Source organism: Frateuria flava (assembly GCF_017837635.1).
GTDB classification, from domain to species: Bacteria; Pseudomonadota; Gammaproteobacteria; order Xanthomonadales; family Rhodanobacteraceae; genus Frateuria_A; species Frateuria_A flava.
Window position 1 is genome coordinate 294258 of sequence record NZ_JAGJRS010000021.1, and the last position, 21377, is coordinate 315634.

17 protein-coding genes are annotated in these 21377 nt (G+C 70.4%); 8 read left to right on the forward strand and 9 right to left on the reverse strand.

The features are described 5' to 3' along the window. Positions 1 to 14 precede the first annotated feature (14 nt). On the reverse strand, positions 15 to 1892 hold the full coding sequence (locus J7I44_RS11780; RefSeq protein ID WP_209620834.1) for a CHASE3 domain-containing protein: 1878 nt from the start codon (positions 1890 to 1892) through the stop codon (positions 15 to 17). Positions 1893 to 2091: 199 nt separating this feature from the next. Here J7I44_RS11780 and J7I44_RS11785 point away from each other — a divergent pair, with 199 nt between their 5' ends. Together J7I44_RS11785 and J7I44_RS11790 are read left to right on the forward strand one after the other, a co-directional pair. Further along, positions 2092 to 2832, forward strand: coding sequence for an energy transducer TonB (locus J7I44_RS11785; protein ID WP_209620836.1), 741 nt, complete (start codon positions 2092 to 2094; stop codon positions 2830 to 2832). Positions 2833 to 2911: 79 nt separating this feature from the next. Then, positions 2912 to 3730: an energy transducer TonB gene (locus J7I44_RS11790; RefSeq protein ID WP_209620838.1), complete on the forward strand. Its 819-nt coding sequence runs from the start codon at positions 2912 to 2914 to the stop codon at positions 3728 to 3730. A gap of 15 nt (positions 3731 to 3745) precedes the next feature. Here the strand turns inward: J7I44_RS11790 and J7I44_RS11795 are convergent, their stop codons facing one another. Then, positions 3746 to 4543, reverse strand: a complete 798-nt coding sequence (locus J7I44_RS11795) for an undecaprenyl-diphosphate phosphatase (protein ID WP_209620839.1) — start codon at positions 4541 to 4543, stop codon at positions 3746 to 3748. 249 nt (positions 4544 to 4792) lie between these two features. Between J7I44_RS11795 and glnA the strand changes: the two genes are divergently transcribed. After that, positions 4793 to 6202 (forward strand): type I glutamate--ammonia ligase, encoded by a 1410-nt coding sequence (glnA, locus tag J7I44_RS11800; RefSeq protein WP_209620842.1) that lies wholly within the window; start codon positions 4793 to 4795, stop codon positions 6200 to 6202. A 154-nt stretch (positions 6203 to 6356) separates the two neighbouring features. On the opposite strand, the gene J7I44_RS11805 is transcribed toward glnA, so the two are convergent. Then, the gene (locus J7I44_RS11805) at positions 6357 to 7868 is read right to left on the reverse strand and encodes a DUF2235 domain-containing protein (protein WP_209620845.1); all 1512 of its coding nucleotides are present in this window, start codon (positions 7866 to 7868) and stop codon (positions 6357 to 6359) included. A gap of 267 nt (positions 7869 to 8135) precedes the next feature. On the opposite strand from J7I44_RS11805, the gene J7I44_RS11810 reads away from it, so the two are divergent. The 3 genes from J7I44_RS11810 (at position 8136) to J7I44_RS11820 (ending at position 11280) form a co-directional block, all read left to right on the forward strand. Continuing rightward, positions 8136 to 9131: a two-component system sensor histidine kinase NtrB gene (locus J7I44_RS11810; protein ID WP_209620848.1), complete on the forward strand. Its 996-nt coding sequence runs from the start codon at positions 8136 to 8138 to the stop codon at positions 9129 to 9131. Positions 9132 to 9240: 109 nt separating this feature from the next. Further along, a complete protein-coding gene (gene ntrC / locus J7I44_RS11815) occupies positions 9241 to 10614 on the forward strand; it encodes a nitrogen regulation protein NR(I) (protein ID WP_209620852.1) in 1374 nt (457 codons plus the stop codon). A gap of 201 nt (positions 10615 to 10815) precedes the next feature. Continuing rightward, on the forward strand, positions 10816 to 11280 hold the full coding sequence (locus tag J7I44_RS11820) for a GNAT family N-acetyltransferase (protein ID WP_209620856.1): 465 nt from the start codon (positions 10816 to 10818) through the stop codon (positions 11278 to 11280). A gap of 63 nt (positions 11281 to 11343) precedes the next feature. On the opposite strand, the gene J7I44_RS11825 is transcribed toward J7I44_RS11820, so the two are convergent. Together J7I44_RS11825 and J7I44_RS11830 are read right to left on the reverse strand one after the other, a co-directional pair. Next, positions 11344 to 13869 carry a sensor domain-containing protein gene (locus J7I44_RS11825; protein WP_209620859.1) on the reverse strand — a complete coding sequence of 842 codons (2526 nt, stop codon included), beginning with the start codon at positions 13867 to 13869 and terminating at the stop codon, positions 11344 to 11346. Between the two features lie 311 nt (positions 13870 to 14180). Continuing rightward, a complete protein-coding gene (locus J7I44_RS11830) occupies positions 14181 to 15305 on the reverse strand; it encodes a hypothetical protein (protein WP_209620862.1) in 1125 nt (374 codons plus the stop codon). Positions 15306 to 15432: 127 nt separating this feature from the next. Between J7I44_RS11830 and J7I44_RS11835 the strand changes: the two genes are divergently transcribed. Continuing rightward, complete coding sequence (locus J7I44_RS11835; RefSeq protein WP_209620865.1) at positions 15433 to 16716, forward strand: acetyl-CoA C-acetyltransferase; 1284 nt, start codon at positions 15433 to 15435, stop codon at positions 16714 to 16716. A gap of 16 nt (positions 16717 to 16732) precedes the next feature. Continuing rightward, entirely contained in the window at positions 16733 to 17242 is a 510-nt protein-coding gene (locus J7I44_RS11840) for an energy transducer TonB family protein (RefSeq protein ID WP_209620868.1), read from the forward strand. A 444-nt stretch (positions 17243 to 17686) separates the two neighbouring features. Here the strand turns inward: J7I44_RS11840 and J7I44_RS11845 are convergent, their stop codons facing one another. The 4 genes from J7I44_RS11845 to J7I44_RS11860 all read right to left on the reverse strand — a co-directional run bounded on the left by J7I44_RS11845 (position 17687) and on the right by J7I44_RS11860 (position 21317). After that, positions 17687 to 19576 (reverse strand): phospholipase D-like domain-containing protein, encoded by a 1890-nt coding sequence (locus tag J7I44_RS11845; RefSeq protein ID WP_245188138.1) that lies wholly within the window; start codon positions 19574 to 19576, stop codon positions 17687 to 17689. A gap of 75 nt (positions 19577 to 19651) precedes the next feature. Further along, a complete protein-coding gene (locus J7I44_RS11850; protein ID WP_209620874.1) occupies positions 19652 to 20206 on the reverse strand; it encodes a YceI family protein in 555 nt (184 codons plus the stop codon). Further along, complete coding sequence (locus tag J7I44_RS11855; RefSeq protein WP_209620877.1) at positions 20206 to 20679, reverse strand: SixA phosphatase family protein; 474 nt, start codon at positions 20677 to 20679, stop codon at positions 20206 to 20208. Before J7I44_RS11855 ends, J7I44_RS11850 begins: the two co-directional genes overlap by 1 nt. Positions 20680 to 20687: 8 nt before the next feature. Next, positions 20688 to 21317, reverse strand: a complete 630-nt coding sequence (locus J7I44_RS11860; RefSeq protein WP_209620879.1) for a ParA family protein — start codon at positions 21315 to 21317, stop codon at positions 20688 to 20690. Between the last annotated feature and the right edge of the window lie 60 nt (positions 21318 to 21377).

A 21377-nucleotide genomic window follows, 5' to 3' on the forward strand; every position in this document is an offset into this window, starting at 1 on the left:
GGCGCCGATCGCCGTCAGGCTTCGAAGGGGTGGGTCGGGGGCGGGTGCGGGCCGCCCGAGAGCAAGGCATGCACGCGGTGCGCCAGCTCTTCCAGCGTGAACGGTTTGCGCAACAGCCCGGCACCGGGGATGCGCTCGCCGACGCCCTCGGTGGCGTCGCGCGTGAAGCCGGTCATCAGCAGGATCTTCAGGCCCGGCCGCACCTGCCGCGCGATGTCGGCCAGCTCCCAGCCGGTCAGCTGCGCCATTTCCACGTCGGTGAGCAACAGATTGATCTGCGGATGGGCGTCGAGCACGGCCAGCCCGTCGTGGCCACTGGACGCGGTGAGCACGCGGTACCCCAGTTCGGTCAGCGCCTCCGCCGCGAACACGCGCACGCCGATGTCGTCGTCCACCAGCAGGATCAGCGTGGTGCCGTCGCCGCGCGGCAACCCGCCGGTCGCGCGGTCGGCGCGCGCCGGCCCGGTCGCGGCCTCGCCGTCGGCACGCGGCAGATAGAGGCGGATGGTGGTGCCCCTGCCCACCTCGCTCTCGATGTCCACGTGTCCGCCGGACTGCTTGATGAAGCCGTACACCTGGCTCAGCCCCAGGCCGGTGCCCTTGCCGGCCGCCTTGGTGGTGAAGAACGGCTCGAACGCCTTGCGCCGGACCTCGGCCGTCATGCCGTGGCCGGTGTCGGTCATCGCGATCATCACGTAGGCGCCGCTGGCCACGTCGGGGCGGCCGCTGGCGAAGTCCTCGTCAAGGAACACGTTGGCCGTCTGCACGGTCAGCCGGCCGCCTTCAGGCATGGCGTCGCGCGCATTGACCGCCAGGTTGATCAGCGTGCTTTCCAGCTGATTGACGTCCACCCGCGTCTTCCACAGGTCCGGTGACTGCTGCAGTTCGACGCTGTAGATGCCGCCGAGCGTGCGGCGGATCACCTCGGTGGTGCTGGCCACCACGTCGCTGGTCGCCACCAGCACCGCGTGCAGCGGCTGCTTGCGCGCGAAGGCCAGCAGGCGCTGGGTGAGTTCGCCGGCGCGGCGGGTCGCCTCCAGTGCGTAGCCGACGTAGCGGCCGACATCGTGGTTGCCGCGCGCCAGGCGCGCCTTGAGCAGCTCCAGGTTGCCCATCACCACCGCGAGCATGTTGTTGAAGTCGTGCGCCATGCCGCCGGTGAGCGCGCCGAGCGCTTCCATCTTGCGCGACTGGCGCACCGCTTCTTCCAGCATCGCCTGGCGTTCGGTACTTCGCCGCAGCGCCTCGCTCGAGGCGAGCAGTTCGTCGCGCACCCGCATCATCATGCGGTGGCGTCGTGACATCTCGCGCAACGTCAGCATGGCCAGTCCAAGGATCGCCAGCGCGGAGGCCGAGGCGCCGGTTAGCACCCAGCGCGAGAGCAGGCGCTCGCGCGCCTGTTCGGCGACGATGCTGCGGTCGCAGTCGACCAGCATCGCCCCCACCAGCGTGCGGATGCGCTCCATCAGCTGCATGCCCAGGTTGGACCGGACCAGATCCACTGCCGCCGCGTGGTCGCCACGGTCGTAGTAGGACAGCGTCTGCGCCAGCTCGGCCAGCTTGCCCGCGATCAGCGCACGCAGTTCGGGCAGATCGCGACGCCGGTGCGGATCCTCGACCTGCTGGTCGAGCGTCTGCATCAACGCCGTCAGTTGGGCGCGGGAGCGGGCGTACGGCGCCAGGTAAGCCTTGTCACCAGTCAGCAGGTACCCCCGCTGCCCGGTTTCGGCGCCCTGGATCGTCAGCATCGTGCTGCGAAGGGAGGCACGCACCGCCTGGATGTGCTGCTGCTGTTCCATCTCCGCCTCGCGTGCCGCGGCCAGCACATAGGCCCCGGCCAGCAACGAGGTCAACAAGACGAAACCCGTCGCCAGCATGATTCGCGACCGCATCAGGCTTGGAGGTTTGTCTGCTGCCATGGAGACGCCGCCGTGGACCGCCGGCCGGGGTGGCCGGCGCGCGGCGATGGTAGGCACACCGGGCGTGCGCAAGGCGTGGGGGCCGGGCGACATGCGGCCCTCCCACCCGTCGCCGCCCACGCCTTCCCGGTGTAGGCTGCGGCGGCAGGTACGGGCCGGGGAGGGCGCAGGGATGAGGGCGAGGCTGGCGAGGGGAGCGGTATGGCTGGCGGTGCTCGTGGTGCCCGGGTGGACGGCACGCGCAGCCGATGGACAGGTCGTCCGGACGTATCACCTGCAGGCCGGGCTGGACGTCGATGCGGCGGGCCAGGTGGCCCGGGTCGATCTGCCCGCGACCCTTCCCCCGGTGCTGGGTGAGCCGGCCCGGGCGTCGATCAGGCGCTGGCGTTTCAAGCCGCCCGTGCGCGCCGGACAGCCCGTCACCGCCCGCACCTACGCATGGGTCGACCTGGACCTGGTCAAGCGCCTGGACGGCACCTACGGTGTAGCGGTGTCCTTCATCAAGAATGGACCCGCCCTTGCGCTCCAGGCGCCGCGTTGGCCCATGGAGCAGGGCGGCGGCAGCCTGACGATGGCGGCGGTGGTGCAACCGGATGGAAGCCTGACCGACCCCGCGCTGGTCGCCTCCGATTTCAGCAGTCCGCTTGCAAGAAAGGCGTTCGCACGTGCGGTGGAAGAGGCAGTACGGCACAGCCGCGCGCTGCCCGAGCTTGTCGATGGCAAACCGGTCGCCACCCGCGTGCGGATCCCGATCGCCTTCCGGACGGCGAGCCCATCGGATGTCGGCGAGGCCAGGGCCGATGCGTCGGCGGCTCAGCCCGCGGCGCCGGCCAGCGAGTCGCCGGATCTGGCGGGCCAGGCCATCGCACTGGACAGTCCGGTGCAGCCGCTGCCGCCCGGCCCCCGCGGTTGAGATGACGCGCGGCGTCGGGCATTCCATTGACAGGCATTCCGCGCGCGGCTGCGGAAGCCATGCACGACAGGAGAAAGGCATGAGTCCGATGGGCCGTATGTCCGCCACCGCGCCAGGCGCGGACGCAAGGGCCGCTGGCCAGCGTGACGGCAGGGGCAGGGTGGCGACATGGCTGCTGTGCGTGCTGCTCGCCGCGGGTGCCATCCAGGCACGCGCTGCGGCGGCCGACGCAGCGGTCGCGCGTGAGTACCGTGCCGAGGCGGCGCTGGACGTCGGCGTCGATGGCCACATCACGGCGATGGAGCTCACCGGCGAGGTGCCCGCGACCCTTGCGGGGCCGGCACGGCAGGCGATCGCGCGCTGGCGCTTCAAGCCGCCCGTGCGCGACGGGCATGCGGCGACCGCGCGCACCTATGTGCGCCTCGTGGTGCAGGTGGTGCAGCAGGCGGACGGCAACTACGGGCTGCGTGCGGTCTATCGTTCGAACGGCCCCAAGCTCATCCTCACGCAACCGCCCGCCTACCCCATCAACGAGCTTCGCCAGCGTGGGCAGGGGACGATCGTGATGGAGGCGATCGTGCACCCGGATGGCACGCTGGGCGACATCCACGCGGCCAGCCACCGCATCAACCACCCCAATCCCGGCGCGTTCATCACCTCCGCCGAGGTGGTCCTGCGGCACGCCCACGCGCAGCCGGAGCTTGTCGACGGCCAGCCGGTGGCGACCCGGATCCAGCTGCCGTTCGTCTACGCGTTGAACCCGATCAGCCGTAGCGAAGCGCTTACGACCGAGGCCGGCAGGCAAGCTGCTGGCGCGTCGGCTGGTGGCTCCGGCCCGGTGGGCGAGGCGGTTGCGCTGGACAGCCCGGTCCAGCTGATCGCGGGGCCGCCGGGCTGATCGCCGCGGGAAAGCTCAGACGCCGGTCGGCAGCCAGAGCAGCAAGGCCACGCCCAGCGCGATGCGGTAGATCGCGAACGGCGTGAAGCGGTGCGTGCGGATGTAGCCGAGCAACCACTTCACTGCAGCGAAGGCGACGATCGCCGACACCACGAAACCGACGATCAGTGCGCTCCAGTCCTCGTGCACCGCGCCACCGTTCTTCACCACCTTGAGCAGCTCGTAGCCGGTGGCCGCGTACATCGTCGGGATGCCGACCAGGAAAGCGAACTCGGTGGCCGCGGCACGGTTGCTGGTGCCGGCCAGCAGCGCGGCGAAAATGGTCGCGGCCGAGCGCGAGGTGCCGGGAAAGACGCCGGCCAGCATCTGCGCGAAACCGACCAGCACCGCCACCGTCCAGGTCACCTCGCGCCGGTCCGGCCGGCGTGCCGCCACCGCTTCGGCGCCGATCATCCAGAAGCCGCCGATGACCAGTGCCCACGCGATCGGCGTGACCGTGTCGGGTAGGGTGAAGCCGGCCTTGACCGCGATGAACCCCAGCACCGCGGTGATCAGGAACGCGACCGTGAGCTTGGCCAGGTAGTCGCGGTTGGACGGTTCGCGCCATTGGGTCAGCAGCTGCCACAGCCGCTTCCAGTAGATCAGCGTCACCGCCAGGATCGCGCCGGCCTGGATGCCGATGTTGAACAGGTCCGAGCGCTCGCCCAGGCCGAGCTGCTCGGCGATCAGCAGGTGGCCGGTCGAGGAGATCGGCAGGAATTCGGTGATGCCCTCGATGATGCCGAGCAGGATGACGCGGATCAGGTCGCTCACTAAGGGCTCTCCGGTGGATCGGTAAAGCGGCATAGCTTACGGGGAAGCGGACACGGCGGCGTGAGGCCGGTTTGTGCCATTCAGGTGCAATCGTCAGGGCTGGAATGGTGCAATCGCCTCCGTGGAGCGTACCCGTGCGCGACCGCGATCCCGCTCCGCAGCGCCATGGCGGCCGGCACCGACGGGAATGGGCGCTGGCACGCGCATTGCAGTAACGCCCGCATCTCTATCCCGTTCCGAGGCTCGCCCATGACCGCCCAGAAAGTGCTCGACCTGATCGCCGAACACGACGTCGAGTTCGTCGACCTGCGCTTCGCCGACATGCTCGGCAAGCACCACCACGTCACCTTCCCGGCGCACGCCATCGACGAGTCGACCTTCGAGGACGGCAAGATGTTCGACGGCTCCTCCATCCCGGGCTGGAAGGGCATCAACGAGTCGGACATGGTGCTGCTGCCCGATCCGGACACCGCGCACCTGGATCCGTTCTCCGCCCACACCCAGCTGATCCTGCACTGCGACGTGCTCGAACCGTCGACCATGCAGGCCTATGGCCGCGACCCGCGCTCGATCGCCAAGCGCGGCGAGGCGTTCCTCAAGTCCACCGGCATCGCCGACACCGCCTTCTTCGGCCCGGAGCCGGAGTTCTTCATCTTCGACTCGGTGCGCTGGCAGAACGACATGGGCCGCGTGTTCTACGAGATCGGCTCCGAAGAGGCGGCCTGGTCGTCGCGCTACAAGTACGACGGCCAGAACACCGGCCACCGTCCGGGCGTGAAGGGCGGCTACTTCCCGGTGTCGCCGGTCGACTCGCTGGGCGACCTGCGCGCGGACATGTGCAAGGTGCTCGAGTCGCTCGGCCAGGTGGTCGAGGTGCACCACCATGAAGTGGCCAACGCCGGCCAGTGCGAGATCGGCGTGAAGTTCAACACGCTGGTGAAGAAGGCCGACGAGCTGATGACGATGAAGTACGTCATCAGGAACGTGGCGCACCAGAACGGCAAGACCGTCACCTTCATGCCCAAGCCGATCGTCGGCGACAACGGCTCGGGCATGCACGTGCACCAGTCGCTGGCCAAGGACGGGCAGAACCTGTTCGCCGGCGAGCTGTACGGCGGCCTGTCGCAGATGGCGCTGTGGTACATCGGCGGCATCTTCAAGCACGCCAAGGCGATCAACGCCTTCGCCAATTCGACCACCAACAGCTACAAGCGCCTGGTGCCGGGCTTCGAGGCGCCGGTGATGCTGGCCTACTCGGCGCGCAACCGCTCGGCGAGCTGCCGCATCCCGTACGTGTCCAGCCCGAAGGGCCGCCGCATCGAGGTGCGCTTCCCCGATCCGATGAACTCAGGCTACCTGGTGTTCACCGCGCTGATGATGGCCGGCCTGGACGGCATCATCAACAAGATCGACCCGGGTGCGCCGGCCGACAAGGACCTGTACGACCTGCCGCCGGAAGAAGAGAAGAACATCCCGCAGGTGTGCGCGAGCCTGGACGAGGCGCTCAACGCGCTGGACAAGGACCGCGAGTTCCTCAAGGCCGGCGGCGTGTTCACCGACGACTTCATCGATGCCTACATCGAGGTCAAGATGAAGGAAGTGACCGCCTACCGCGCCAGCACGCACCCGCTGGAGTTCCAGATGTACTACGCGATCTGATCGGTCATCCCGGATGCGGAAAAGGAACGGGCGCCTCGGCGCCCGTTCTCATGTGCGCCCCTTGCAGGAGCCCGCGCGCGGGCGATGCGATTGTCACGCCCGCACACGACGGGCATCGCCCGCAAGCGGGTCCAGCACGCGCTGATCGGGCTCCTCACGGGCGCGCGACGGTCAGCGCCACGCTGCCGTGATTGTTGGCATAGGCCTGCCAGGCGTCGTTGGCGTAGGCGTAGAAGTAGCCGCTGGCGGCCGGGGTGAAGTGGCAGCCGTTGCCGATCACGAAGGTCTCGCCGCGTGCGTCGCCTTCGCCGTTGGCGACGAAGCCGACCAGCGCGCACCAGGGTGCGGACTCCACGCGGCGGGTGAACCAGAAGTCGCTATCGCCATGACTGGCGGTGTTGAACACGTGTTCCACCGAGCCCAATGCCGTCGCCGCCAGGCGGGCGATGTCGGAGGCGTGGTGGCCATCCACTTCGCCGCCGGCGGGGGAGAACTTGGCGCCCGCGTCGAGCCACTCGCCCGCGGCGTCGAAGCGGTAGGTGACGCCGGCCTCCAGGTACAGCCCGGTGATGTTCCAGTGGGTCGAGGCGAACACGTCCAGCGTCGTCCGCTCGCCGGCGGCGAGCACGCGTGTGGGCCAGTAGTCGCCCTGCGCGAGCGGCGGGTCGGCCTGTCGCGCGAGCGCGCTGGGATGCACCAGCCCGGCCAGCACGCAGTTCCTGGCCACCTGCGCCACCGCGCGCGGCTGGTTGCGGCCGAGCTTGAACAGGCCCTGCCGCGAGTCGTGCAGCACGCCTTGCGGATCGGGGCGAAGCTGCGCGCGCGTGTTATCGCGCAGGCGCAGGCCACAGGCGGCGGCTTCGTCGAGCATCCAGGCCAGCGCGATGTCGGACAGTCCGGCCTGCGCGTAACCGCCGCCGACGTCGCCATGCACGCCGGGGAACCACACCTGGTGCACCCGGTCGGGCCGACGGATGTTCGTCCACAGCGTGGGCATGAAATCCGCGCGGCGCTCGTCCATCGCCACGGCATGGCGGGCGTTGGCGATCATCAGGCTGATCTTGGTGTCGTGGAACTGGTAGCGGCGCGGATCGCCGATGAAGCGCAGCACGGAAAGCTCCAGCGGTATGCCCAGCGCCCCGACGGTGTCCCACACGCCCATGAAGTGCACGCCGATGGAGCCCGACGTCGGTCGCCCGGGCGGCACGCCGTGGAAGGCCCAGCCGCCTGCGTTGGCGAACGGCATGCCGGCACGGTAGGCCTCGAATACCTGCTGCACGCGCGACCACACCTCGGCCGGTGCCAGCGTCGGGTCGGACAGGTCCAGCAGGCCGCTGTGCGCGAGCATCCCGCCCAGGCTGCGCACGGTGTACGCACCGCGGCTGAAGCCAAACAGGAAGATCCGGTCGTCCGCCTCGTAGCGCACGGCGAGCCATTGGTAGGCGCTCATGATGTTGCGCTCCAGCCCGGCGCCGGTGCCGCCGCCGACCACGCGGTCGAGCCAGCCGCCGTTGGTACCCACGCCGGGGTGGTAATAGGCCAGCTGCTGCTCGTCCTTCTCGGCGGCGTTGTAGAGCTTGGCCACGTTGGTGGGCGCGGGCAGGCCTTGGTCGGTGTGCTCCAGGGTGTTCCAGGTGCCATCGCAGCAGACGATCAGTTGGGTCATGGCGTGTCCTCCCCCGATTGCCCAGTGCCGACCCTACGCGCGCGGCGGTGGCCGAACCGTCGTCGTCGTCGCAGCAGGGCATGCATCCGCGCGGTCGTTCGGCGCGTACCCGGCAAGGGCGGCGGCGGGCGCGTGGAGACAGGCGAACACGATGATCGCGGCGCGCCGTGCACAGCGCTGTTGGCCGGGCAGGCCGCAACGCACCGGAGATCGTGACCCCATCCGACCCGCATTGCCCCATGAGGGCGCAACGCCCATCATGGTGCAATGAACGAGGCCGACTGGCGCGCATGGGCGGAACAGGCGACGACCGGGCTGGGCCTGGTCGATGCCCAGTTTCGTCTGGCCTGGCTCAACCCGGCGCTGGCCCAGGCGCTGGACCTGGGCCCGCGACGCGCCATCGGCCAGCCGCTGGCGTCGCTGCTGGGCGAGCCGGCGGTGGCGTCGCAGGCGTCCCGCGCGCGTGAGCAACAACGCGCCGTGCAATGGCGCGACCTGCGCCTGGGCACACCGGAGCGCCGGCTCGACGTGTCGTTGCAGCCGCTCGATGCCGAACACCTGCTGCTGGAGGTGCACGTGCTCGCGCCGCCGGCGGCCGAAAACTCCCCGGTCTCGGCCAGCCTGCGCGGCCTTGCGCACGAGGTGAAGAACCCGCTCGCCGGCCTGCGCGGCGCGGCGCAACTGTTGCAGCGGCGCGTCGGCGAGGCCGAGCTCAAGGCGCTGGCCGGCATGGTGATCGCCGAGGCGGACCGGCTGGCCGCGCTGGCCGACCGCCTGCTGCGTCCGGCCGGCGCGCCGCCGCAGGACGTGATCAACCTGCACGCGGTGCTGGAGCGGGTCGTCGCGCTGCTGGAGGCCGAGCCTTCGCCGCTGGCGATCCGGCAGGACTATGACCCGAGCCTGCCGGAACTGCGCGGCGATGCCGATCGCCTGCAGCAACTCCTGCTCAACCTGGCACGCAATGCGCGCGAAGCGGGCGCGCGCCAGCTGATCCTGCGCACGCGTGCCGAACATGGGGTGCGGCTGGGCGAACGCGTGCTGCGTACCGCCCTGCGGCTGGACGTGATCGACGACGGTGCCGGCGTCCCCATCGTCCTGCGCGACACGCTGTTCGAGCCGCTGGTGTCCGGTCGCACCGATGGCACCGGCCTGGGCCTGGCGATGGCGCGCGAGATCGCGCACGAACATGGCGGCGAGTTGCGCCACGCCGGCCCGCCGGGCGCCACCACGTTCACCCTGTGGCTTCCGCTGGAGCACGCATGAGCCGCGTGACTGTTGAACCCTGGGCAGGGATCCGCGTGCGGTCTCCTGGTGACGCCGGGCTGGCAGCATCGCCGGCAAGAGGGCCCCTGCATTGAACGAGCCGACTGCCATGAACCGTGACGTGTGGATCGTCGACGACGACCGCAGCATCCGCTACGTGCTTGCCGAAGCGCTGCGCGAGGCCGGCCTGGCCGTGCGCGAATTCGGCGACGTCCCGGCGGTGCGCGAGGCACTGCGCGAGGCACGCCCCGCCCTGCTGCTCACCGACGTGCGCATGCCCGGCGAGGACGGCCTGGGCCTGCTCGCCGAACTGCACGCCCGGGGCATCGGCCCGGTGATCGTGATGAGCGCCTTTACCGACGTGGCGACGACCGCGGCCGCGTATCGCGCCGGCGCGGTCGACTACCTGGCCAAGCCGTTCGATCTGGATCATGCGGTCGAGGTGGCACGCCGCGCGCTCGCCGAGCAGCCGGCCGCGGCACCGTCGCCGGCCCTCACGCCCACGCACGCGCTGCTCGGCGAAAGCGCGCCGATGCGCGAGGTGTTCCGCCTGATCGGCCGCGTGGCGGCGAGCGACCTCAACGTCCTGGTCACCGGCGAGACCGGCACCGGCAAGGAACTGGTCGCGCGCGCGCTGCACGAGGAAAGCGCACGCCGCGGCAAGCCGTTCGTCGCGCTCAACACCGCGGCGATCCCGAGCGAGCTGCTGGAGAGCGAGCTGTTCGGGCACGAGGCCGGCGCCTTCACCGGGGCGGCGCGGCGCGTGGCCGGGCGTTTCGAGCAGGCCGAAGGCGGCACGCTGTTCCTGGACGAGATCGGCGACATGCCGCTGGCGCTGCAGACGCGCCTGCTGCGCGTGCTGGCGGGCGGCGAGTTCTACCGCGTCGGCGGGCGCGAGCTGATCCGCGGCAACGTGCGCATCGTCGCGGCCACCCACCAGGACCTCGACGCCCGCGTGGCGGCCGGGCAGTTCCGCGCGGACCTGAAGCACCGGCTGGACGTGGTGCGCATCGAACTGCCACCGTTGCGTACGCGCCGTGCCGACATCCCGCTGCTGGCCAGGCACTTCCTGGCCGCCGCCGCGCAGGAGCTCAAGCTGCCGCCCAAGCGGTTCGCGCGCGCGGCGCTCAAGGCGCTGGAGCAGCGCGACTTCCCGGGCAACGTGCGCGAGCTGGAGAACCTGTGCCGGCGCCTGGCGGTGATCGCACCCGGAGCGGAGATCCAGGCCGCCGAACTGGGCACGGCGGCGGCGCCGATCGCCGCCGGCGACTGGACCGGTGCGCTGCACGCATGGGCGAGCGAGGCGCTCGCGCGCGGCGAGGTGGACATCCATGCGCGTGCCCGCGAGGCGCTCGACCGGACCTTGCTGAAAGCCGCGCTGGCGGCGCACGGCGGGCATCGGCAGCATGCGGCGGCGGCGCTGGGGGTCGGGCGCAATACGCTTACCCGCAAGCTGGGGGCGTCGCGCAAGCGCTCTCGATAGCAGGTCCGAGGCGAGCGTGGCCCCTCACCCCTGCCCTCTCCCCGGGGGGGAGAGAGCGCAGTCTGCGGCGCCTTGCAGGGTGCGCGAGCCTTTGAACGCTCTCCCCATCGGGGAGAGGGCAGGGTGAGGGGCGGGGCTCGCGGGAAACCCGGCCCGGCGCCGCGCCCTTGATCGATAATCCCCGTCTGCCTTGGAGGCCCCATGCCTGAAGCCCTCACCATCCGCCCCGCCACCCGTGCCGACATCCCCAACCTGGTCGACTGGAACGCGGCCATGGCGCAGGAGACCGAAGCCAGGACGCTTGACCGCACGGTGCTCGCGCGCGGCGTCGAGGGCGTGTTCGACGCGCCGCGCCGCGGCTTCTACCTGGTCGCCGAACGGGACGGCGCGGCGGTCGGCAGCCTGCTCGTCACCTACGAATGGAGCGACTGGCGCTGCGGCGACTTCTGGTGGATCCAGAGCGTCTACGTGGTGCCCCAGGCGCGCCGCGGCGGCGTGTTCCGCGCGTTGTACGCGGCGGTGCGCGACCAGGCGCGGGCCGCCGGCGCGGTCGGGCTGCGGCTGTACGTGGAGACGGAGAACCAGCGCGCGCAGCGCACCTACGCCGAACTCGGCATGGAACCGTGCCATTACTTCATGTACGAAGAAGGCCTGCCGCGAACGTAGGCACCAGGTGGGCTTCAGCCCACCCTCGTCCTGCGGCGGCCGGACGGTGGGCTGAAGCCCACCCTACGATCCGGGGCGATCCGTGGCCCAGCGCCGCAGGTGCTGTTCGGCCAGCAGCTTGCCGAATGCGGTCGCGTCCATCGGCGCGCCAAACAGGAAGCCCTGCAGCTGCTCGCAGCCGGCGTTGCGCAGGTACGCGGCCTGGGCTTCGGTCTCCACGCCTTCGGCCACCACCGTCTTGGCCAGGCTGCGCGCCATCGCGATGATCGCCTGGGTGATCGCGGCAGTGTCCGGGTCGCTCTCCACGTCGCGCACGAAGGCGCGGTCGATCTTCAGCGCATCGACCGGGAAGTGCTTCAGGTACGACAGGCTGCAGTAGCCGGTGCCGAAGTCGTCCAGCGACAGCCGCACGCCGCAGCGCTTGATGCGCTGGAGCAGCGCGATGGTGGCATCGCCGCCGGCCATCACGGTGCGCTCGGTCAGTTCCAGCTCCAGCAGCGCCGGATCGAGCGTGCAGTTGTCCAGCACGGTCCGCAGCTCGGCCAGGAAGTTGGCGTGCTGGAACTGCAGCGGCGAGACGTTGACCGCGATCGGCACGCCCATGTGCTGGCGGTGCCACACGTCGGCCTGACGACACGCTTCGTGCAGCACCCAGGCGCCGACCGGCACGATCAACCCCACGTCCTCGGCCACCGCGACGAACTGCTCGGTTGGATAGCGCTCGTTGCCCTCGGCATCGAACCAGCGCAGCAGCGCCTCGGCGCCGACGATGTGACCGTCGATGGCATCGACCTTGGGTTGGTAATACAGCGACAACTCCTCGCGCGCGATCGCCAGGCGCAGCTCCGCCTCGATGCGCCGGCGCAGCGAGGCGCGCTCGTTCATCGAGGCGGTGAAGAAGCGGTAGCTGCGCCGTCCAGCGACCTTGACCTCGTACATGGCGCTGTCGGCGTTGCGCAGCAGCTGGTCGGCATCGGCCGCGTCGTCCGGGCACAGGCTGATGCCGACGGACATGCGCAGCGACAGTTCGGGCAGGCCGGGCACGGTGGTGCGCTCGCCATAGGCGATCAGCCGCTGCGCCACGCTGGCGGCCTGGCCGGGCGCCTCCACCTGCGGCAGCAGCACCACGAACTCGTCGCCGTGGTGGCGGCACAGGATGTCCTCGTCGTGCAGCGCCTGGCGCAGTTGCGCGGCAAACGCACGCAGCACGCGGTCGCCGTTGGCGGGACCGTGCTGGTCGTTGATCTGCTTGAAGTGGTCGATGTCGATGTAGAGCAGCGCGCAGCGCTGCTGGCGCCGGCGTGCGGCGATCACCGCCTGTTCGATCTGGCCCTGCACCTGGCTGCGGTTGGGCAGGCCGGTCAACGTGTCGAGCTGAGTCAGGTGGATCATCTTCAGGGCGAGCGCGCGGGTCTCGCTGACGTCGCGGAACACCAGCACGCCACCGATGGCATGGCCGGCGTGGTCGTGGATCGGCGCGGACGAGTCCTCGATCGGCGTTTCGAAGCCGTTGCGATGCAGCAGCACCGCTTTGCCTTCCAGGTCGACGATGGCGTTGCGCTCGATCGCCCCGCGCAACGGGTTTTCCAGCGTCGCGCCGGTGCGCGCATCGCGCAGGCGGAACACCTCGTCCATCGGGCGGCCGCGCGCCTCGGCGGCGGTCCAGCCGGTGAGGCCCTCGGCGATCGGGTTGAGCGAGGTCACCCGCATGTCGAGGTCGGCGGCGATCACCGCGTCCCCGATGGAATTGAGCGTGACCTCGGCCAGCTCGCGCTCGCGGAACAAGGCTTCCTCGAATTGCTTGCGCTGGCTGATGTCCTCCACCTGCGAGACGAAGTACAGCGGCTTGCCGTGCTCATCGCGAACCAGCGAGGTGCTGAGCTGGAAATGCACGACGTGGCCATCTCTGTGCAGGTTGCGCTTCTCCATCTGGTAGGCGTCGGTACGGCCGGCGAGCATGTCCGTCAGCTGCGCCATGTCGTTGCCGTAGTCGTCCGGATGGGTGACGTCGGCGATGCTCAGGGTGAGGAATTCCTCCTCGCTGTAGCCGAGCATGCGGCAGACCGCCTCGTTCACGCGCAGGAAGCGACCGTCCGGGCGCACCAGGGCCATGCCGATGGCGGCGTGCTGGAAGGCGCCGAAGAAGCGCTGCTCGCTCTCGCGCAGTTTCAGTTCCAGCGCGTGCCGCTCGGTGATGTCGATGAACACCCCGAACACGCCGTGCACGCGGCCCTCCTCATCGGCGTCGGGCTGGAAGCTGGCGTGCATGTAGCGGTGCGCGCGGCCGGAGAACAGCACGCCTTCGACGGTACGCGGCTGGCCGCCCAGTGCCGCCTGCAGGGCCTCGATCGCGCGCGCTGCGCTGGCCTCGTCGAGCAGCTCGCCGACCGCGCGGCCGGCCAGTCCCTCGGCCGGCACGCCCAGCCAGCGCCGTGGGGGCTGGTTGGCGAGACGCACGGTGAGGTCGGGATCGACGTAGAGGATCAGCGCGGGTATGCCACGCAGTACGTGTTCGGGCCAGTTCCTGACGGACTGGTCGTCGTCGTCGGGCGGTGCGGCCAATCCGTCCGGTGAAAGGGGTTGGGTCATGGCACTCCCCCTGAGCGCTACCCCCGGCTCCGGGCCCATCATGCGCCTGCCGCCAGATGGATGCCAGAAGCGGAAGGCCGAAAAAGGTGCAGGGGGCGCGCCGCCCGGATGCCCTCCGCCGCACCCAGTTCCCCTCCTGCAGGGAAGCTCGAAGAACCGCCAGGGGCGGCGTTCCCGCGAAAGCGGGAGGCCATTTTGCCCCTGGCGCACCAGCAGGCGGGATGCCCGCTTTCGTGGGAATGACGCTTGGCGAAAAGGCTATCCGACGGTTACGCGCGTTCCCTGCAAGGGCGATGCCGGTTCCGGAGAGCTCAGTGCCGCGCCGCTACGGGCGCACCCAGGCCGTCCGCGCCCGGCACCACGCCGCCGAGCGCCTGCAGCGACGGCTCGATGCCGTAGCGGGCGGCAAGCACGGCCACCAGCGGGCCCAACGCCTGCGGCGCGAGCGGGTAGCCGTGCGCGAGCAGGCGCGGCTGGCCATCGGCGCCGGCCTGGGTGGCCGTGATGGCCACGGTACCCAGCCCCGGCGCCTCGTGTGCGAGCAGTTCGGGTGGCGGCAGCGTCGGGTCCGGGTCGGCCAGGGTTTCGAGCAGCCAGCCTTGGCCGGCCTCGCCCTGCTCGAGCTGCAACGGCAGGTGGTGCGCCTGCAGCAGCGCGGCGTACTGGCGCAATTCGAACACCAGCCCGGCAAAGGCGTGCGCGCGCTCGGCCGCATTACCCGCCTGGCCGGCCAGCCAGGCGGCGGGCGAACCGGCGTGCACGGCGCCGTCGGCGTAGCGCAGCGGCAGGCCGCGCGCACTGAGCGTGGATTCGCCCTGGTAGGGCGTGAGCAACGCCGCTTCGAGCAGGGTCCACAGCGGGGCAAGATTGACGTGTTCGTACTGCACGCAGGTGAGCGCAAGCAGGTCGTTGCGGCTCAGGTAACGGGCGTGCTCGAGCTGTACGCCGAGCGTTCGCATCAGCCAGTCGGCGGTGCGCGCGCCGGCTTCGCCGCGGCCGACCAGCTGCACTTCGATGTCCTGGGCCAGGTCCCCGGCGAGCGCCTCGGTCGCCAGTACCGACAGCGGCAGCAGGCGTAGCGCGCCGCCGGCGTGGCCCGGCTCGGGCACCAGCGTCTGCGCCGGCATCTGGCCTTGGTGGCTGCCGAAGGCGACCACGTTCTCCAGGTGGCCGCGCGGCACGCGGCGGGCCAGCTCGTCCAGCGTGGCCCATACGGGAAAGCCGGGGCGCAGCAGCTCGACCGGATCGAACAGCGCGCCGGCCAGCGCGAGCCGCGCCTCGCCGATGCGCGGCAGCAGTGCGTGCAGGTCGTCGGCGACCAGCGCGGCCAGCGCCTCCGCATCGTCACGGCTGAGCGTGATGGCGGCCGGCGATTGGCCGGGCAGCCACTCCAGTGCGAGCACCGCGGGCAGGGCGATCAGCGGTTGCGCATCCATCGGGTTTCCAAACGGCACAGAACAGCCAATTATACGGAGCGCACCGGCGTTCACGCTTTTGGGCTTCCGCCGCATCGGCGTGCGGGTTAGCCTGTGGAGATTCGAAGGCTCCAGGACCGCCCCGGACATGGAAAAAACCACCAAGCGCGTCGGTGTGATCGGCGGTGTGCGCATCCCGTTCTGCCGCAACAACACCGCCTACGCCGACGTCGGCAACTTCGGCATGTCGGTCAAGGTGCTCGGCGCGCTGGTGGAACGCTATGGCCTGCACGGCGTGGAACTGGGCGAAGTCGCGCTGGGCGCGGTGATCAAGCATGCGTCGGACTGGAATCTGGCGCGCGAGGCGCTGCTGAGTTCGGGCCTGGCCCCGACCACGCCGGGGATCACCACCGCGCGCGCCTGCGGCACGTCGCTGGACAACGCGATCATCGTGGCCAACAAGATCGCGGTGGGCCAGATCGAGGCCGGCATCGCGGCCGGCTCCGACACCACGTCGGACGTGCCGATCGTCTACGGCGAGCGCCTGCGCAAGCGGTTGCTGTCGATCAACCGCGCCAGGGGCTGGCAGGACAAGCTCGCTGCGGCCACGCGCGGGTTCTCGCTGGCGGAACTCAAACCCTCCTTCCCGGGCGTGGCCGAGCCGCGCACCGGCATGTCGATGGGCGACCACTGCGAGAAGATGGCGCGCGAGTGGCATATCGGCCGCGAGGCGCAGGACCAGCTCGCGCTGGAGAGCCACAAGAAGCTCGCCGCCGCCTACGACGCCGGTTTCATGGACGACCTGGTGGTGCCCTTCCGCGGCGTCAGGCGTGACAACATCCTGCGGCCCGACACCAGCCTGGAAAAGCTGGCGACGCTCAAGCCCGCGTTCGACCGCAGCTCCGGCCACGGCACGCTTACCGCCGGCAACTCGACCGCGTTGTCCGACGGCGCCGCGGCGGTGCTGCTCGCCGGCGAGGACTGGGCCGCCAGACGTGGCCTGCCGGTGCAGGCCTGGGTGCGTGATGCGGAGGTCGCCGCGGTCGACTTCGTGCACGGCGAGGGCCTGCTGATGGCGCCGACGGTGGCGGTCGCGCGCCTGCTCGCGCGCAACGGCCTGACCTTGCAGGACTTCGACTTCTACGAGATCCATGAGGCTTTCGCCGCGCAGGTGCTGTGCACGCTGCGCGCTTGGGAGAGCGCCGACTACTGCCGCAACCGGCTCGGCCTGGATGCGCCGCTGGGCAGCATCGACCCGGCCAAACTCAACGTGCACGGCTCCAGCCTGGCCGTCGGCCATCCGTTCGCCGCCACCGGCGCGCGGCTGGTCGCCACGCTGGCCAAGGAACTGGTGCAGAAGGGCAGCGGCCGCGGCCTGATCTCGGTGTGCACCGCCGGCGGCATGGGCGTGGTGGCGATCCTGGAGCGCTGAGCCCGAGCGTGTCGCCATGCCGCGCCTGCGCGTCACCACCGGCCTGAGTTTCATCGCCCTGCTGATCGGCATCGCCGGCACCGACGGGCTGAGCGGCTTCACCGATGACTGGACCGGCCCGCCGCCACGCGCGGCGGCGCACGTGGTGCCGCGGCTGCAGCGTGCGCCGGTCCGCCATCGCTCGCATGCCGCCCCGCGCGTGGTGGGCGCGCTGCCCGAACCGGTGACGCATCCGGCAGCGAAGGCGCCCGTGGAACTGGTCCCGCTCGACACCCCGCCCGGCCCCTCGGCCTGGGCGGCGCTGCGCGGCCATCTCGATGGCCGCGTGTTGCTCGATATCGCCACTGACGGCAGTGGTCGGGTGACGTCCGCCGGCGTCGCACGGTCCAGTGGCGACCCGGTGCTCGATGCACATGCGCTGGCGACCGTGCGCGGCTGGCGCTTCGCCGTGCCGGCAGGCGAAAACGGCGTGCGCGGCGAACTGCCGATGCGCTTCGACAGCCGCGCCCCGGGCACTCCGCCGTAGACCGCTCCCCGATTGCTCCGATCCTAAGGGGAGAGCCTGCTCCCCGTCCGCCCGGGCTTTCCTCGCGGCCTGGCTCGTCTGCCGCGGGCTTCCGATCGCCTGTCGGCGCCCGGCAGCTGAGGCGAGAGGACTGGCGGGCTTGTGTGCGTGAGAGCCGCACCTGGCTCCCTCTCCCCTCCGGGGAGAGGGTTGGGGTGAGGGGCCGGGGCTCGCGGGATGGCCTCCTGTTCCAGGGATGCGCTGGTTGTCGCTCTTGCGTGGCCCCTCCGCGACCTGGCTCGTCTGCCGCGGGCTTCCGATCGCCTGTCGGCGCCCGGAAGCGCTTCGCACTCGGCCAGCAAAGGCACCAAAAGGCAACGCAACAACGACAACCCGATCTCACGGTGGGAAACGCCCCCGCGAGGCTCGCCCCCCTCGCCCCGGGTGCAGACAAGGAGCAAGAGGTTACAGAATCCCGCTTGCGCTCGAGCCGAAGGCAGTGATCAAGCGGGTGTAGATCAGCTTTGGCGACAGCGCCACATCGGGGAAATCCCCCACCGGTTCGTAGCAGCTGTAGAACGCCGGGTCGCCTGGCTGCATCGGCGCGCAGCCGGCCTTGAGCTGGTAGCTGGTGGCGTAGCGGTAGGGCCAGAAGTCGAACAGCGGCAGGCTTTCGGACAAGTCGCCGATGGCCTGGTTGAGCTTGGTCAGCACCGGCACCACCGGCCGCCGCGGGGCGATGACCCAGGCGTTCTGCGGCTGCGTATCGCGCAGGATCGAGCGGCGCAACTGCTCGGCGAAGCGCCGGTCGTAGACGATCACGCCGGCCTCGGTGTTGTAGTGGTCCGAGCGCGGGTCGAAATTGTGCGAGCCGACCATTGCGAAGCGGTCGTCCACCACAATCGACTTGGCATGCAGGGCAAAGCGCCGGCCCTCGCTCACCAGTGGCGCGGGGCGCTGGCTGCTGCCGTGGCTGCCGAGCAGGCCGTGGCTTTCGGTACCCACGTAGCGTTGCGAGGCGTCATGCGCCGGGTCGCCGCTGGCGTGCTCGCCCTCGCCGATCCATTCCAGACTGGCGCGCGCGTTGGCCGCGGCCGGATCGGCGGCGTGCGGCTTCAATTCGTAGATCTCGAAGCCGTAGTCCTTGAGATAGCGCTTGCGGTGCTTGTAGGACACCGCATAGACCGCGAAGGCGTCGGTGGAAGCGAGCGAATTGGTCGACACCACGATGCGCGGCGGCGGAGTTTCCTGGTGCAGGCGCTCGAAGATGCGCCGCGCGCGCCGGCTCAACACCAGGTAAGGCGTCTGCAGCACCACCTCGTGGCGCGCCGCGCCGACCATCTGCATGACATGGGCGGTGAACTGGCGCGCCTGCCGTCGCAGCGGCTGGTCGGTCTTGGCTGGCAGGTCGCTGAAGAAATCCACCGCGCCGGTTTCGAGGCTGTCGGCCAGCACGTGGGCGCGCAGCCATGCCGCATCGCCGGCCTCCTGCTCGACCCGGTAGACGCGTTGCGGGTGTTCGTATGCCGGTGCGGGCCAGCCCGGGGCCGCCGGGTGGTCGAGGATGTGCCGGTTGACGTCGCGCAGGTGGGTCAGCGGCACCGAGCGCTTGTGTCGCCAGAACAGCGCGAAGCTGCGGGCCATCGCCTGCGCGGCCGGGCCTCCCACCAGCACGTCGCGATCGACGTAGTCGAAGTCGTCGTCCCAGTCGAAGTAGCGGTCCTGGTAGTTGCGCCCGCCGGTGATGCCGATGGTGTCGTCCACCAGCATCACCTTGTTGTGCATGCGCTGGTTGAACTTGAAGAAGCAGCAGGCGATGCCCGCGGCCCACTCCAGCGGCGAGGTGCTCGCCTCGTGGAAGGTCGGGTTGTACAGCCGCACCTTGAGGTTGCGGCTGGCCCGGGCGAGCCGGTCGAGCAGGGCGACGTCGCCAAAGGAGGACAGCTGGTCGGCCAGAATGCGCACCTGCACGCCGCGGCGCGCGGCGCGCACCAGTTCGTCCAGCACCAGCTGACCGACGTCGTCCTGATCCCAGATGTAAGTCTGCACGTCGATCGAGCGGCGGGCGCCGCGGATCAGGTCCAGCCGCGCCACCAGCGCCGGCTCGCTGTCATCGAGCAACGCCACCCGATGGCGCGGGTTGGCAGGCGTGGAGGCGGCCAGTGCCTGCCGCGCCGCGTCGAGCAGGGGCGAGGGCTGGGCGCAGTGGTCGGCGCGGTCGCACGCGGAGGCGGCCGGCGCGGTGGCCGCGACCACGGCGTCGGCGCGGCGGATCTGCGCACGCGGGAGCGTGCAGCCATCGAGCAGTGCGGTGGCGGCGAACAGGACGAGAAGGGCAAGGTGGCGCAGCGACATGGCGCGCATGATACGGGGCTCGCCGTGTAGGTCGAGGTCGTCGTGGCCCGCCGGTCGGCGGACGAGCTGGCGCACTCAGTCGGGCGCGCGCGCGATAGCGATCGCCAGCGCCAGTTGCACGTGGTCGGACAGCACGGCGCGATGCACGGTCATGCCGAAATCGCTGCGTCTGAGTTCCCCGCGGGCCTCGATCGTGCAGGCATCGGCGGTGCAGTGCGCCGGTAGCAGCTCGAAGCGCACCGGTCGAGTCACGCCGCGCACGGTGAGTTGGCCGTCCAGCGCGCCGCCGCTATCGAGCGCACGACGCGACACCGGCATGGAGACGAAATGCAGGATCGGGTATTGCGCGGCGTCGAAGAACTCCTCGTCGAGGACCCAGCGGCGAAGCCGTGGCGATTCCATCGACAGGCTGTCCAGCGCGATGCGCGCATCGACTACCACGCGGTCGCCCGCCTGCGGCTCGACCGTGCCGCTGATCGTCTCGAAACGTCCGTGGACCGTATGCAGCCAGAGCAGGCGCACGCCGAAGTCGACGTGCGAGGGAGGGCTCTGGATATGCCACACGTGCGATGGCGAGGCGTGTGCGGTGAATGCCACGGCCAGCAACGCGGCGGCGACGTGCAGGCGCATCAGGGCGACCAGAATGCATCCAGCCGTGCGTTGCCCGGCTCCAGCGCTCCCTGCAGGTGCAGCACCGCCAGACCGCCGGGGGGCATGCCGCGGAATTCGTCCGAACGGCCCTCTACCAGCAGCGCGACCAGCCGCTCGATGCCCGGGTTGTGCCCGACCAGCATCACGCAGCGCGCATCGGCGTGCTGGTCGAGCAGGGCCAGCAGCTCGCCGGGCGTGGCCTCGTAGATCTCGCCGGCCACGCCGACCGGCGCGTCCGGCGTCAACGCGCGCATCGCCAATTCCGCCGTACGGCAGGTACGCAGGGCGGGCGAGCACAGCACCCGGTCCGGACGCGCGCCGTGGGAGGCAAGCCAGCGGCCGGCCGCCAGCGCCTCCTGCTCGCCGCGCGGGCTGAGCGAGCGGTCGTGGTCATCGCCACCGCCGGCCGCGGGGTTGGCTTCGGCGTGTCGCAACAGAATCAGTTCCTGCATGGCAATCCTCATTGTTGGCGCTTGAGCCAGCGCAGCAGCGGCAGCCAGTCCTGCTGCTGGCTGCGCACCTGTTCGGAGTGATAGTCGAAGATGCCCTTGCCCAGTGACGTGAGCAGTACGTAAGCCTGGCTGTCACGCAACTCGGCGATGACCGGAAAGGCGGAGGATTCGGCCAGTTGCGCCAGCGCGTCCTGGCTGGCGTGGGTCCAGGGCTTGAGGCGGTTGCCGATCAGCGCCACGGGCAGCTTGCCGCGCCTGATCCGCGGCACGGTGGCGAGCTGGTCGAGGAAGCCGAGCGTGGCGTGCAGATCGAACGAAGAGGGCAACACCGGCACCAGTACCGCGTTGGCGGCCTCGAGGAGCGGTTCGAGCTCGCGCCCGGTGCTGCCGGCCGGCGTGTCGATCAGCACGCGCTCGGTATCCGGTGGCAGCTTGTGCAGGCCACGACGGCCCTCCAGCCCGAGCACGCCCGGCATGCCCTCGGGCCGCAGCGTGGCCCAGCGATAGCTCGAGCCCTGGCGATCGGTATCGACGATCGCCGTGCGCTTGCCTTCCTGTGCCCAGTGCGAGGCCAGTTGCGTGACCAGCGTGCTCTTGCCGCAACCGCCTTTGCTGCATGCCACCAGCACCGTCAGCATCGGACTGCCCCTGTTCGCCAAAGGTTGGGGCAAGGGTAGCTTGTGGACGGGGAACGGGGA